Raw genomic sequence first — 14,159 nt, forward strand, 5'->3', positions numbered from 1 at the left:
CGTCCGTCCTGCTCAAGCAAAGGTCTTGGCGAAGGCGTCGATTTCTGCCTTCAGCCTGGCGCGCAGATCGTCGGACAGCGCCTTCTCCTTGCGGATGCCGTCGAGCACGTCCTTGCCGGCCGAGCGCATATGCGACAACAGGCCATGCTCGAACTTGCCGACCTGGTTGATCGTCAGCTTGTCGAGATAGCCGTTGACGCCGGCGAAGATCACCGCGACCTGCTCCTCGACCTTGAGCGGCGAGAATTGCGGCTGCTTCAACAGCTCGGTCAGGCGCGAGCCGCGGTTGAGCAGGCGTTGCGTGGCGGCATCGAGGTCGGAGCCGAACTGCGCGAAAGCAGCCATTTCGCGGTACTGCGCGAGCTCGCCCTTGATCGATCCGGCAACCTGCTTCATCGCCTTGATCTGCGCCGAGGAGCCGACGCGCGACACCGAAAGGCCGACATTGACCGCCGGGCGCACGCCCTGGAAGAACAGATTGGTTTCCAGGAAGATCTGGCCGTCGGTGATCGAGATGACGTTGGTCGGGATATAGGCCGACACGTCGTTGGCCTGCGTTTCGATGATCGGCAGCGCAGTCAGAGACCCACCGCCATTTTCGTCATTAAGCTTGGCGGCGCGCTCGAGCAGGCGCGAGTGCAGGTAGAAGACGTCGCCGGGATAGGCCTCGCGGCCCGGCGGACGGCGCAGCAGCAGCGACATCTGGCGATAGGCGACGGCCTGCTTCGACAGGTCGTCGTAGCTGATCAGCGCGTGCATGCCGTTGTCGCGGAAATATTCGCCCATGGTGCAGGCGGTGAACGGCGCCAGGAACTGCATCGGCGCCGGATCGGAGGCGGTCGCGGCGATGATGATCGAATAGTCGAGCGCGCCGCGCTCTTCCAGGACCTTGACGAACTGCGCCACCGTCGAGCGCTTCTGGCCGACGGCGACATAGACGCAGTACAGCTTTTCCTTCTCAGGGCCGTTGTCGTGCACCGATTTCTGGTTGAGCATGGTGTCGAGGATGATCGCGGTCTTGCCGGTCTGGCGGTCGCCGATGACCAGCTCGCGCTGGCCGCGGCCGACCGGGATCAGCGCGTCGATGGCCTTGAGGCCAGTCGACATCGGCTCGTTCACCGATTTGCGCGGGATGATGCCGGGCGCCTTGACGTCGACGCGCTTGCGTTCGGTGGCCTGGATCGGGCCTTTGCCGTCGATCGGGTTGCCGAGCGCGTCGACGACGCGGCCGAGCAGGCCCATGCCGACGGGCGCATCGACGATGGCGCCGGTGCGCTTGACGGTGTCGCCTTCCTTGATGTCGCGGTCGGCGCCGAAGATGACGACGCCGACATTGTCGGCTTCGAGGTTGAGCGCCATGCCGCGGATGCCGCCGGGGAACTCGACCATCTCGCCGGCCTGGACATTGTCGAGGCCGTAGACGCGGGCGATACCGTCACCGACGGACAGCACCTGGCCGACTTCGGAGACCTCGGCCTCCTTGCCGAAATTCTTGATCTGGTCTTTCAGAATTGCGGAAATTTCCGCGGCGCGGATGTCCATCAGCCGACCTCTTTCAGTGCAAGCTTGAGCGAATTGAGTTTGGTTTTGAGCGACGTATCGATCTGGCGCGAGCCGATCTTGACCACCAGTCCGCCGAGCAGCGACGGATCGACGGTGACCGTGATCGCCACGTCCTTGCCGGCGACGCTTTTCAGCGCTGCTTTCAGCTCGGTTTCCTGGGCAGGCGTCAGCGCATGCGCCGAGGTGACCTCGGCAGCGGTCTCGCCGCGGTGTTCGGCGGCGATCTGGCGGAACGCCTTGATCATGCCGGGCACGGCGAACAGCCGGCGATTCTGGGCAACGACGCGCAGGAAATTGCCGGTGAGGCCGGTAATCCCTGCTCTGTCGGCGATCGCGGCGATCGCCTTGGCCTGGTCCTCGCTGGAGAAGACAGGGCTCCTGATCAGCCGCGAAAGGTCAGCGCTGCCTTCGAGCATCGTTTCGAACCTGTTGAGGTCGGCCTCGACGCCGGCGACCGAATTGGCCTGCAGCGCGAGTTCGAACAGCGAACCCGCATAGCGTTCTGCGACACCTGAGATTGGCGATGACGATTGGGCCACGGACCGTCTTTTCTCTTGTCTGACAGGCCGCAGATTGTTGGCGCGAGCAAAAACGCTGGCTAAATCTTTGACCTTACTGCATTTTTCCAAGCACGGAGGCGCGGCTTCCGCTATCCCCGGTCGAAAGTCGATTGCCGTCTAGCACAGGCATTTTCAGACCGCAATGCGTCGTCCGGCATGGTTTTCAGGCACTATTGTCGCATCCGCCGGGCGAGTTCAGCAACCAACCCCGGATTGATCCCTGATTCAGGGCAAAAAGCCGAAGGCGAAGGCAAGCGGCAGCGCCGCCAGCACCAGCTCGACGACGATGGAAGCCCAGTTGAACGGCGTGTTGGCGCCGTCCGACATCATCGATAGCAGCCGGCCGAAGGCGGTGAACAGCCAGGAGAAGCCGAGCGCCATATAGAGCAGCGGCTGCGCCAAGAGGATGCAGCACAGGCTGACACCGAGATAGAAGCCCGACATCCTGCCGCGACCTTCGGCGATCGCCGCCGCCTTCTCGGGCTTGACCTGCAGCCTGAGAATCCGGAAGGCCAGCCCTGGCGCCAGGAACAGCAGCAGCCCGAAAAGCAAGGTCACGACGGCGCTTGACCATGCCAGCCACTCGCCCTGGCTCATCGGCCATGGAAACGCAAATTCCATCCTTGTCCCCTCGTAAATGGATATTCAAAATTTTCGGGCATTCTAGCGAAGCAAGAGACATGCGCCAGATGGGCCGTCGCAATTTACGGCGCGTCAGCCCAACGCGAGCCCGACCGTTGTCTCGACCGGGCTAACAGGACGTTACACAACGCGCTGTTTTTTGTGCACAATTCCCATATTGTGACTACATGAGACCACAAGGGTTCCGGGCATGAAGACGATGCAACTACGAGAGGCAAAGGCCAGCCTTTCCGCACTTGTGAAGGCTGCCGAGAACGGTGAGCCCACGGTTATCACCAAGCACGGCAAGCCCGCAGTCATGGTGGTGCCAATCGGTGAGGGACGGAAACTTTATCCGCAGAACAGCCAAAAAGACTTCGTGGATTTCCTGCTTCAGTATCCAGGCGGCATTGAGCTTGAGCGAAACGAATCGCCGTCGCGGGAAGTGGAGTTTTGACCGGCTATCTGCTTGAGACGTCTTTTCTCTCGGCATTTGCACCCGGTCGGCCTTTGTTTCCGTCACACGTGCAGAACTGGGTTGCCGACCAAGGAGAACGCGGCTCTTGGCAGCTCTCGTCGATCGTCATCTTGGAGGTGGAACGAGGAATCGCGAAACTGAAGCGGGCGGGCGGGCATATGAAGGCAGAGCGCATCAATGAGTGGTTCGAAAGGTTGCTTCTAGAGTTCAACCAGCGAATCCTTCCCATCGATTTAGCAATCGCGCGAGAAGCCGGAAAACTGGAAGACGCCACGATCGCCAGAGGCGCCAATCCGGGTCTGGCGGACGTTCTGATCGCAGCTACTGCCCGTTTGCACGGCCTGTCAGTTTTGACGGCCAACACCCGGCATTTTGCGATTCTCGACGTGCCTTACCTGAACCCATTCACCGAACGCGCCTCGAAAGGGTAATTCGACAGCTTACAAAAAGCTCTGCGGGTCGATGTCGACCTGGACTCGCACCGAGCCCCTTATCTTCGGTCCCTCGGCCAGCATGGTGCGAATGAACCCTTGCATGTCGGCGCGCCGCTCGCCCTGGATCAGCAGGCGAAAGCGATGGCGGCCGCCGATCAATGACAGCGGCGCCTCGGCCGGGCCGAGCACGAATAGGTCGGCGGCTTGCGGCGCGGCGCGACGCAGGCCACGGGCGTGCCCTTCGGCTTCGGCCCGTGTCGCCGCGCTGACGATGACGCCGGCGAGCCTGCCGAAGGGCGGCAGCCCCGCCCGCTCACGCTCGGCGATCTCGCGCTCGTAGAAGGCCTCGGCATCGCCTGAGACGATCGCGCGCATCACCGGGTGGTCGGGTTGGAAGGTCTGCAGCAGGCCGAGGCTTTTCTTGCCGGTGCGACCGGCGCGGCCGGTCACCTGGCTGAGCAGTTGGAAGGTGCGCTCGGCGGCGCGCGGGTCGCCATTGGCAAGGCCGAGATCGGCATCGACCACACCGACCAGCGTCATGTTGGGGAAATTATGGCCCTTGGCGACGAGTTGCGTGCCGATGACGATGTCGGCCTCGCCATTGGCGATGGCTTCAAGCTCGAGCCGCAGCCGCCGCACGCCGCCCATCAGGTCGGACGACAGTACGATGGTGCGGGCATCGGGGAAATGCGCGACGACCTCCTCGGCGATGCGCTCGACGCCCGGCCCGCAGGCGACCAGATGATCGAGCGTGCCGCATTCCGGACAGGCTTCGGGCCGGCGTTCATTGTGCCCGCAGTGGTGGCAGACGAGCTGGCCGCGAAAGCGGTGCTCGACCAGCCAGGCCGAGCAGACCGGACAGCCGAAGCGATGGCCGCAGACCCGGCAGAGCGTCAGCGGCGCATAACCGCGCCGGTTGAGGAACAGCAGCGACTGTTCCTTTCTTTCCAGCGTCTGCCGTATATGGCCGAGCAGTACAGGCGACAGGAAGCCGCCGCGTGCAGGCGGCGCGCGGCGCATGTCGATCGTCTTGAGATCGGGAAGTGCCGCCTCGGCAAAGCGCGCCGAAAGCACCGCCCTGCTGTAGCGGCCCTGGCTGGCATTGACCCGGCTTTCGACCGACGGTGTCGCCGAGGCGAGCACGACCGGAAAGCCGCCGATATGGCTGCGCACCACGGCCATGTCGCGCGCGTTGTAAAAGACGCGATCCTCCTGCTTGTAGGCGGGATCGTGCTCTTCGTCGACTACGATCAATCCAAGCTCCCTGAACGGCAGGAACAGCGCCGAGCGCGCGCCGGCGACGACCCGCACGCCGCCTTCCGCTACCTGCCGCCAGACCTTTTCGCGCATCCTTGGCGGCAGATCCGAGTGCCATTCCGCCGGCTTGGCACCGAACCGCTCCTGGAAGCGTTCGAGAAAAGCGTGGGTCAGCGCAATTTCCGGCAGCAGGATCAGCACCTGCTTGCCGCGATCGAGCGCGGCCGCAACCGCCTCGAAATAGACCTCCGTCTTGCCGGATCCGGTTACACCATCGAGCAGGGTGACGCCGAATGTGCCGGTCGCGACGTTGGTGCGCAGCATCTCGGCTGCTTCGCTCTGGTCCGGCATCAGTGAAGGCACGGCGTAGCCGGGATCGGGTGCTGCGACCACCGGCCGCGGCGGGATCATCACCGTCTGGAATACGCCCTGCGCCCGCAGCCCGTCCACCACCGTCGACGACACGCCTGCCGCATGCGCCAGGCCGGATCGTGTCCAGGCAAGTCCGCCTTCGGCTGTCTCCAGCACGCGCATCCTCGCCTCCGTCATCCGGTCGGGCTTGGCGAAGGTGCGCTGCAGCCCTTCGATCCACGGCTCCGGATCGAACGCCTCCGGCGCCCTGAGCAGCATGCGCGCCACCATGCCGGGCGGCGACAGCGTGTACTGCGCCACCCAATCGACAAAACGCCGCATCGCGCGGTCGATCGGCGGGCAGTCGAAAACCTGCTCGATCGGCCGCAATTTCTTCGCGTCGACCTTTTCGACGGCGCCGTCCCAGACGATGCCGGCGACCTGGCGGGGCCCAAGCGGAACGCGCACGATCGAGCCCGGCACGACGCGCATGCCAGCCGGCACGGCATAGGTGTAGGGGCGCTCGGCGGGCATCGGCACCAGCACCGGTGCGGCCGCGACAAAGGGCGAATCTTCGATCATGAGGCGTGACCTTGCCCCGACTTTGGTCTAGATCAAAGTCCGACCCCAAATGTGCATGACGTGCACATGAAAAATCTTCAGGAGACCGCCATGAAATTTTTTGTCGACACCGCCGATGTCAAGGAAATCCGCGAGCTGAACGATTTGGGGCTGCTCGACGGCGTAACCACCAATCCGTCGCTGATCCTGAAATCCGGCGGCAAGATCGCCGACGTCACAAGAGAGATCTGCGAGATCGTCAAGGGCCCAGTCTCGGCCGAAGTCGTCGCCACCGAATACAAGGACATGATGGCGGAGGCCAAGATCCTGGCCAGGATCGCCGACAATGTCTGCATCAAGGTGCCGCTGACGCTCGACGGCCTGAGAGCCTGCAAGGACATCCGGTCGGACGGCCGCATGGTCAACGTCACGCTGTGCTTCTCGGCCACCCAGGCGCTGCTCGCCGCCAAGGCCGGCGCCTCCTTCATCTCGCCCTTCGTCGGCCGCATCGACGACAGCGGCTGGGACGGCATGGAGCTGATTGCCGATATCCGCACCATCTACGACAATTATGACTTCCAGACTGAAATCCTGACCGCTTCGGTGCGTACCGTGAACCATGTCAAGCAGGCGGCGCTGATCGGTGCCGATGTCATCACCGCGCCGCCGGCGACGCTCAAGGCGCTGGTCAAGCACCCGCTGACCGACAAGGGCCTGGAACTGTTCCTCGCCGACTGGGCAAAGACCGGGCAGAAGATCGGCTGAAGCGACTGTCCTACGAACAAAAAAGGCCGAGCAATCGGCCTTTTTTTGCAGATTGCGCACTCTGGAAAGACCTAGCTTGCCGCCGGCCTGCCGTGCTTGATCAGATCCTGGGCAATCGACAGCCGCAGCACATCTGCCAGCTCGCGCGCCGCACGGTTCTCGGCGTCGATCTGGGCCCGGTATGACGCGAATTCCTGGCGCGGCCTGTCGTATGACGACGGAATCGAGCGCTTGCCCCTCGCTATGACCGTGCCCGTCTTGGCATCGCTGAGCACATAGTTGGCAGTCAGCGTCACAGTGCCGGCGGTCGGCTCGTCCTCGTCGGTCGTGACCTGCTCGATTGCCGCCGATTCGACGAGTTCGGAGACGCCGAGATCAAGCGAATAGACCGGCGAAGCCGGCTCGCCGGCGCCCTGGCCGAGCGCGAAGATCAAATTGTTGCGGACCTGCTGGGCGTAGCGGGTCTTGACCGGCTTGACCGAGATCGATGCCAGCTCGGCAGCGGCGCCGACCTGCGAGCCGGCGATCAGCGGCGCGCTCGAATAGAGCGGCCGCACCGTGCAGGCGGAAACCAGCGCCACCGAGGCGAGCAGCCCGTAAAGCACGACACGGCGCAGCGTCAGCTCCGCTTTTTTCGGATCAGGCAACGACATTGACGATCCTCTGCGGCACGATGATCACCTTGCGCGGCGCCTTACCTTCGAGCGCTTTCTGCACGAACTCGAGAGCCAGAACCGCTTTTTCGACCGCACCTTGGTCCGCGTCGCGGGCAATTGTCAAATCACCGCGCTTCTTGCCGTTGACCTGGACCGGCAGCACGATCTCGGCGTCGACGACAAGCGAGGCATCGTAGTCCGGCCAGGGCCGTTCGGCGACAAGGTCGGTGCCGCCGAGCGTCTGCCAGCACTCCTCGGCCAGATGCGGCATGACCGGCGCGATCAGGTGCACCAGGATCTCGACGGCCTCACGGCAGGCCGCTTGCAGGGCCGGACCGGCCTTGCCCTCTGCCGCCTCGTTGAGCGGTACGGTCAAGGCATTGGCGAGCTCATAGATGCGGGCGATGGCGCGGTTGAAGGCGAGCTTTTCGATATCCTCGCCGACCAACTTCAGGATCTTGTGCGCGGCCTTGGACACTGTCCCGGCCTCGCCGTCCTTCGCCGCCTCTGGCCGGACTCCGGCGAGCGATTCGGCAGCCGTCGACACCAGGCGCCAGATGCGCTGGATGAAGCGATGCGCGCCGGCCGCACCCTCGTCGGTCCATTCGACATCGCGCTCGGGCGGCGAGTCCGACAGCATGAACCAGCGCGCCGTATCGGCGCCGTAGCCGTCGGTGATCTCTTCCGGACTCACCGTATTCTTCTTCGACTTCGACATTTTTTCGAGCGGACCGATCACCGCCTCTTCGCCGGTGGCGATTTCGAAGGCGCGGCGCTTGCCGTCGGCGTCTTCCAGCCTGACCTCGCTTGGCGCAAGCCAGCGGCCGTTCGAGGCGCCGCCAACCCGATAGGTCTCGTGTACCACCATGCCTTGCGTGAACAGGCCCCTGAACGGCTCGGCGAGATCGACATGGCCGGTCTCGCGCATGGCGCGGGTGAAAAAGCGCGAATAGAGCAAATGCAGGATCGCATGCTCAATACCGCCAATATACTGGTCGACCGGCAGCCATTCAGTCGCGGCCTCGGGATCGGTCGGATCGTTTGCCCACGGCGCGGTGAAGCGCGCGAAATACCACGAAGAATCGACAAATGTGTCCATCGTGTCGGTTTCGCGCCGCGCATCCTTGCCGCAACGCGGGCATTTGACGTGCCGCCATGTCGGATGGCGATCGAGCGGATTGCCCGGCCGGTCGAACTCGATGTCGTCCGGCAGCTTGACCGGCAGGTCGGCTTTCGGCACCGGCACCACGCCGCAATCCTCGCAATGGATCATCGGGATCGGGCAGCCCCAATAGCGCTGGCGCGAAATGCCCCAGTCGCGCAGGCGGAAATTCACCTTGCGCTCGGCCATCGGCCGGTTGCCGATGGTCCTTTGTTCCAGCAGCTTCGCCACCTCGTCGAATGCCTGATCCGGCTTCATGCCGTCGAGGAAGCGCGAATTGATCATCGCGCCATCATCGACGTAAGCCTCGTCGATGACCTGGAAGCTTCCTTGATTCTCGCCTTCCGGCATCACCACCGGAATGACCGGAAGGCCGTATCTGTTGGCGAAGTCGAGGTCGCGCTGGTCATGTGCCGGGCAGCCGAAGATGGCGCCGGTGCCATAGTCCATCAGCACGAAATTGGCGACGTAGACGGGTAGCGTCCACCTCTCGTCGAACGGATGGACGACGCGAGTGCCGGTATCGAAACCCTTCTTCTCGGCCGTCTCCAAGGCCGCCGCCGAAGTGCCCATATGGCGGACTTCGTCGATGAACTTTGCCACCGCCGGATTGTCCTCGGCGGCCTTTTTGGCCAGCGGATGGTCGGCCGCAATCGCCATGAAGGACGCGCCGAAGATGGTGTCGGGCCTGGTCGTATAGACTTCGAGCTCATGCTCGCCGGCGATTGGCTTGACCAGCGGCCAGCGGATCAGCAGCCCTTCTGAACGGCCGATCCAGTTCGCCTGCATCAGCTTCACTTTTTCCGGCCAGTCGTCGAGCTGATCGAGCGAATCCAGCAGATCCTGCGCATAATCGGTGATCTTGAAGAACCACTGCGTCAGCTCGCGCTGTTCCACCAGCGCGCCTGAGCGCCAGCCGCGTCCGTCGATGACCTGCTCGTTGGCAAGCACCGTCATGTCCTCCGGATCCCAGTTGACCTTGGAGGATTTGCGCGTCACCAGCCCCTTCTCGACGAAATCGAGGAACAGCATCTGCTGGCGGTGATAGTAGTCGACATCGCAGGTGGCGAACTCGCGCGCCCAATCGAGCGACAGGCCCATGACCTTGAGCTGCTCGCGCATGGCGGCGATGTTCTGATAGGTCCAGTCCTTGGGATGGACCTTGTTCTGCATCGCCGCGTTTTCGGCTGGCATGCCAAAGGCGTCCCAGCCCATCGGGTGCAGCACATTGAAACCCTTGGCCCGCTTGTAGCGCGCCACCACATCGCCCATCGTATAGTTGCGGGTATGGCCGATATGGATGCGCCCGGACGGATAGGGGAACATCTCCAGCACGTAGTATTTCGGGCGCGGGTCGTCATTGTCGGCTTCGAACAGCTTCTTGGCGTCCCAGGCCTTCTGCCATTTGGGCTCTGACGCGCGCGGATTGTATCGTTCGGTTGCCATCGGGTGTTTTTCACTTAAAAGCATGCGCGAGCCGCCGGACAATGCCCGGGCGGCTCAGGAAATGTCGTCGCGGTGTTCACCATGGATTGCCGGACCCGTCAACTGCGGCGATCCGGCGAAAAGCCAAACACAGGCAGGATATAGGCATGGCGAGCGCCGCCGAACAGCTTTTCACGGTCAAGGCAAGGATCGCTGCCGCCGAGCGCGAGGCAGGCCGTGAGGCCGGAGCGGTGACGCTGGTCGCGGTCTCGAAAACCTTCGACGCCGCCGATATCCGCCCCGTCATCGAGGCCGGCCAGCGCGTCTTCGGCGAAAACCGCGTCCAGGAAGCACAAGCCAAATGGCCGGCACTGCGGACGGCGTTTCCCGACGTCGAGCTGCATCTGATCGGTCCGCTGCAATCGAACAAGGCCAAGGAAGCGGTGGCATTGTTCGACGTCATCGAAACCATCGACCGTGAAAAGATCGCCGCAGAGCTGGCCAAGGAAATCGCCAGGCAGGGCAGGACGCCAAGGCTCTATGTCCAGGTCAACACCGGCTCCGAGCCGCAAAAGGCCGGCATCGAGCCACGCGAGGCTGTCGCCTTCGTCGCCCGCTGCCGCTCGGTTCACGCCCTCGCCATCGAAGGGCTGATGTGCATTCCGCCGGCCGACGAGAACCCCGGTCCGCATTTCGCGCTGCTGGAAAAGCTTGGGCTCGAGGCCGGCGTCGACAAGCTCTCCATGGGCATGTCCGGCGACTACGAAACCGCGATCGCCTTCGGCGCGACCAGTGTCAGGGTTGGATCGGCGATTTTCGGCGCCAGATGAGGCGCAGCCGACCTTAGGCCACAGGCTGACATTGACTAAGCCAGCATATAGAAACGGAACGTTTCGTTCCTATATGGGTCGAGTTATTCTCAACCCGTCTGGAGCCACCATGCGTTACAATCAACTTGGAAATACGGGGATGTTCGTCTCCGAACTTTGCCTCGGCACGATGACGTTCGGCGCGGCCGGCGACAATGCCCAATGGGGCCTGATCGCCAGCCTCGACCAGAAGGGCGTCGACGAGATCGTTGCCCGCTCCCTCGCCGCCGGCGTCAATTTCTTCGACACGGCGGATGTCTATTCCTTCGGCGCCTCGGAACGGCTTCTCGGCCAGTCGCTCAGGAACCTTGGCGTCAACCGTCAGGACGTGATCATCGCCACCAAGGTTCATGGCGCCATGGGCGGCGGCCCGAACCAGCGCGGTTCCTCGCGCGGCCACATCATGGATTCGGTCGAGAGCAGCCTCGAGCGGCTACAGCTCGATCACATCGATCTCTACCAGCTGCACGGCACCGACACGGTGACGCAGATCGACGAAACGCTGCGGGCGCTCGACGACCTGGTTGCCGCCGGCAAGGTCCGCTATGTCGGCGTCTCGAACTGGCAGGCCTGGCGCATCGCCAAGGCGCTGGGTATTGCGGAGCGCAAAGGCTTTGCCCGCTTCGAGACCGTGCAGTCGTATTATTCGATCGCCGGCCGCGATCTCGAGCGCGAAATCGTGCCGCTGCTCAACGAGGAGAAACTCGGGCTGATGGTCTGGTCGCCGATGGCTGGCGGCCTGCTCTCCGGCAAATACGGACCGGGCGCCCCCGGCAATGGCGAGGGCCGTCGCGCCAGCTTCAATTTCCCGCCGGTCAATGAGGACCGTGCCTGGGCAGCGGTCGCTGTCATGCGCGAGATCGCCGTCAAGCACGGCGTCAGCGTCGCCACGGTGGCGCTCGGCTATGTCCTGGCCAAGCCATTCGTGATGAGCGTCATCATCGGCGCCAGCCGCATGGAGCAGCTGGAACAGAACCTTGCAGCCACCGAGTTGCAGCTCGATGCCGATGATCTTGTTCGCCTCGACGAAGTCAGTGCCCTGCCCGCCGAATACCCGGGCTGGATGCTGGAGCGTCAGGCGGCCGGCCGGCGGCCGGCGCCCTTTGTGCCGAAAAAGTAGTTCAATTTACCTTCGATTTGATGCTTCGGGAGCCGGCAGGCTCCCTATCTTTTTTTGGGCTCAAGTCAGCCGGACAGTCTCGACCAAAAAGTCCAAAAACGCCCGCACCCGCGCCGGCAGATACTTGCCTTGGCCGACATAGACGGCGTGGGTGAGTTCCTCGTCGCCGGGATTGAACTCTTCCAGCAGCGGCAGCAGCCGGCCGGCGGCAATGTCGGCCTCCACATGCCAGCGTGCCAGCCGGGCGATGCCCGCCCCCGAGAGCGCCATCAGCCGCATCGCCTCGCCGTCGCTGACCAGCGTATTTCCGATGATCGACAGGGTGATCGGTTTGCCGGCCGCGTCGATAAAAGGCCAGCCCTCGAGGTGACGAACGAAACGGAATCCCATCCGGTTGTGACGATCGAGGTCGGCGGGCGTCTTGGGCGTGCCACGCGCTTCGAGATACGATGGCGCCGCAACGACGACCACCCGGCTCTGCCCGAGCTTGCGCGCCACCAGCCGTGATTCGCCGAGCGGCCCGGCGCGGATGGCGACGTCAGCGCGCTCCTCCATCAGGTCGATGACATCGTCGGTCAACACCAGATCGACCGAGATTTCGGGGTAGCGCTCTAGGAAACGCGGCAAAAGCGGGATCAGCCGATGCTGCCCGAAAGGCACGTAGCTGTTGATCCGCAGCCGGCCACGCGGCGCGGCACCCGCCGCTGCCTCGCGCTCGGCCGCCGCCATGTCGGCAAGGACGCGCACGCCGCTGTCGAAGAACGCCGCCCCCTCCGGCGTCAGTTGCAGCTTGCGCGTCGAACGGCTGACCAGCCGCGCACCAAGCCGCGCCTCCAGCCGCGCGATCAGCTTGCTCACCGCCGACGGCGTCATCCGCAACGCGCGGGCAGCGGCTGAAAAGCTGCCCGCCTCGACGACGCGGACGAACACTTCGATCTCGCCGGAGCGATTGATGTCGGGCCTGGCCATTGGTGAATCTATTTCACAGACGATGTGCCCGATGCAAGGCTGGTTCACAGCACATCGCGGCACGATCTTCCGGATCGGGGCGTGGGAGGACACGGCGCCCGTCGTCAAAACTGGTCGTCATCGAAGTGGGAACCGCCATGCCCCTTGCTCTTTACGCTCTTGCCGCCGGTGCCTTTGGCATCGGCGTCACCGAATTCGTCATCATGGGCCTGCTGCTCGACGTCAGCACCGATCTCGGCGTCTCGATCTCAGCTTCCGGCCAGCTGATTTCTGGCTATGCGCTGGGCGTCGTCATCGGCGCGCCGCTGCTGACGATCGCGACCGGCCGTTGGCCGCGCAAGACCGTGCTTCTGGCGCTGATGGCGATCTTCACGCTGGGCAACCTCGCTTGTGCGCTTGCCCCAGACTACTGGACGCTGATGGGTGCGCGCGTACTGACCGCCTTCGCCCACGGTACCTTCTTCGGCGTCGGCTCGGTCGTGGCGACCGGACTGGTGGCGCCCAACAAGAAAGCCTCGGCGATCGCCCTGATGTTCACCGGCCTGACCATCGCCAACATCCTCGGCGTGCCCTTCGGCACATGGCTCGGCCAAGCCTTCGGCTGGCGCGCGACCTTCTGGGCGGTGACCCTGGTCGGCATCGCCGCCTTTACCATCATTCTGCTGCTGGTGCCGCGCAGCCGAACAGAGCCTGAGAAGAGCAATTTGCGCGCCGATCTCGCCTTGCTCGGCCGCGCGCCGGTCCTGCTTGGCTTTGCCACCACCGTGCTTGGCTATGCCGGCGTCTTCGCCGTCTTCACCTACATCGCCCCGTTGCTGACCGAGATCACCGGTTTTGACGAGACAGCGGTGTCGCCGATCCTGCTGGTCTTCGGCGGCGGCCTCATCGCCGGCAACCTCGCCGGCGGCAAGTTCGCCGATCGCTGGCTGGTACCGTCCGTTCTCGGCAGTCTCGTCGTGCTGGCGCTGGTGCTCGGCACCATGACCTTCGCCCTGCACAGCCAGGTCATGGCCGTTATCTATGTCGGCCTGCTCGGCGCCGCCGCCTTCGCCACCGTCGCGCCGCTACAGTTATGGGTGTTGCAGAAGGCGCAAGGCGCCGGCCAGAGCCTAGCTTCATCCTTCAACATCGCCGCCTTCAACCTCGGCAATGCGGCCGGCGCCTGGCTCGGCGGCGTGGTCATCGCCCATGGTCCCGGCCTCGGTGCCGTCACCTGGGTCGCGGCGCTGTTGCCACTTTCAGCGCTTGCCGTAGCGGCGTTTGCGCTGCGTCTCGACCGAGATCCTGTCCTCGCTACACCGGAAATCGCGCGGTCATAGAACGCAAACCTGAGCCAATCTTTGAAACAGCCATCCTTCCACAAGGAGC

At 63.8% G+C, this 14,159-nt stretch carries 13 protein-coding genes; 6 read left to right on the forward strand and 7 right to left on the reverse strand.

Translation table 11 applies throughout. The annotated features are described in order from the left end of the window. Nucleotides 1–12: 12 nt before the first annotated feature. From atpA to NKI39_RS20740, 3 genes are all read right to left on the reverse strand, one after another. Nucleotides 13–1,542, reverse strand: a complete 1,530-nt coding sequence (gene atpA, locus NKI39_RS20730; RefSeq protein ID WP_352471281.1) for a F0F1 ATP synthase subunit alpha — start codon at nt 1,540–1,542, stop codon at nt 13–15. Continuing rightward, entirely contained in the window at nt 1,542–2,102 is a 561-nt protein-coding gene (locus tag NKI39_RS20735) for a F0F1 ATP synthase subunit delta (protein WP_352504886.1), read from the reverse strand. Before NKI39_RS20735 ends, atpA begins: the two co-directional genes overlap by 1 nt. Before the next feature lie 246 nt (nt 2,103–2,348). After that, nucleotides 2,349–2,744: an AGROH133_08824 family phage infection protein gene (locus NKI39_RS20740; RefSeq protein WP_352500793.1), complete on the reverse strand. Its 396-nt coding sequence runs from the start codon at nt 2,742–2,744 to the stop codon at nt 2,349–2,351. A 211-nt stretch (nt 2,745–2,955) separates the two neighbouring features. Between NKI39_RS20740 and NKI39_RS20745 the strand changes: the two genes are divergently transcribed. Together NKI39_RS20745 and NKI39_RS20750 are read left to right on the forward strand one after the other, a co-directional pair. After that, nucleotides 2,956–3,201: a type II toxin-antitoxin system Phd/YefM family antitoxin gene (locus NKI39_RS20745; protein WP_352834039.1), complete on the forward strand. Its 246-nt coding sequence runs from the start codon at nt 2,956–2,958 to the stop codon at nt 3,199–3,201. Further along, nucleotides 3,198–3,653, forward strand: coding sequence for a type II toxin-antitoxin system VapC family toxin (locus tag NKI39_RS20750; protein ID WP_352834042.1), 456 nt, complete (start codon nt 3,198–3,200; stop codon nt 3,651–3,653). Before NKI39_RS20745 ends, NKI39_RS20750 begins: the two co-directional genes overlap by 4 nt. A gap of 9 nt (nt 3,654–3,662) precedes the next feature. On the opposite strand, the gene NKI39_RS20755 is transcribed toward NKI39_RS20750, so the two are convergent. Beyond that, nucleotides 3,663–5,846, reverse strand: coding sequence for a primosomal protein N' (locus tag NKI39_RS20755; protein WP_352834045.1), 2,184 nt, complete (start codon nt 5,844–5,846; stop codon nt 3,663–3,665). 90 nt (nt 5,847–5,936) lie between these two features. On the opposite strand from NKI39_RS20755, the gene fsa reads away from it, so the two are divergent. Further along, on the forward strand, nt 5,937–6,590 hold the full coding sequence (fsa, locus tag NKI39_RS20760) for a fructose-6-phosphate aldolase (protein WP_023678103.1): 654 nt from the start codon (nt 5,937–5,939) through the stop codon (nt 6,588–6,590). A gap of 71 nt (nt 6,591–6,661) precedes the next feature. Here the strand turns inward: fsa and NKI39_RS20765 are convergent, their stop codons facing one another. Both NKI39_RS20765 and leuS read right to left on the reverse strand, forming a co-directional pair. Then, nucleotides 6,662–7,243, reverse strand: coding sequence for an LPS assembly lipoprotein LptE (locus NKI39_RS20765; protein WP_352613270.1), 582 nt, complete (start codon nt 7,241–7,243; stop codon nt 6,662–6,664). Further along, nucleotides 7,230–9,854, reverse strand: a complete 2,625-nt coding sequence (leuS, locus tag NKI39_RS20770) for a leucine--tRNA ligase (protein WP_352834048.1) — start codon at nt 9,852–9,854, stop codon at nt 7,230–7,232. The genes NKI39_RS20765 and leuS overlap by 14 nt, the downstream gene beginning before the upstream one ends. A 146-nt stretch (nt 9,855–10,000) precedes the next feature. Between leuS and NKI39_RS20775 the strand changes: the two genes are divergently transcribed. Further along, on the forward strand, nt 10,001–10,663 hold the full coding sequence (locus tag NKI39_RS20775; protein ID WP_352834051.1) for a YggS family pyridoxal phosphate-dependent enzyme: 663 nt from the start codon (nt 10,001–10,003) through the stop codon (nt 10,661–10,663). A 109-nt stretch (nt 10,664–10,772) separates the two neighbouring features. Continuing rightward, nucleotides 10,773–11,822 (forward strand): aldo/keto reductase, encoded by a 1,050-nt coding sequence (locus tag NKI39_RS20780; RefSeq protein WP_352834054.1) that lies wholly within the window; start codon nt 10,773–10,775, stop codon nt 11,820–11,822. A gap of 60 nt (nt 11,823–11,882) precedes the next feature. Here the strand turns inward: NKI39_RS20780 and NKI39_RS20785 are convergent, their stop codons facing one another. Further along, on the reverse strand, nt 11,883–12,791 hold the full coding sequence (locus NKI39_RS20785) for a LysR family transcriptional regulator (RefSeq protein WP_352767523.1): 909 nt from the start codon (nt 12,789–12,791) through the stop codon (nt 11,883–11,885). A gap of 137 nt (nt 12,792–12,928) precedes the next feature. Here NKI39_RS20785 and NKI39_RS20790 point away from each other — a divergent pair, with 137 nt between their 5' ends. Beyond that, the gene (locus tag NKI39_RS20790; RefSeq protein ID WP_352471291.1) at nt 12,929–14,110 is read left to right on the forward strand and encodes an MFS transporter; all 1,182 of its coding nucleotides are present in this window, start codon (nt 12,929–12,931) and stop codon (nt 14,108–14,110) included. The last annotated feature ends 49 nt before the right edge of the window (nt 14,111–14,159 follow it).

Source organism: Mesorhizobium sp. M0664 (assembly GCF_040320565.1).
Lineage (GTDB): Bacteria > Pseudomonadota > Alphaproteobacteria > Rhizobiales > Rhizobiaceae > Mesorhizobium.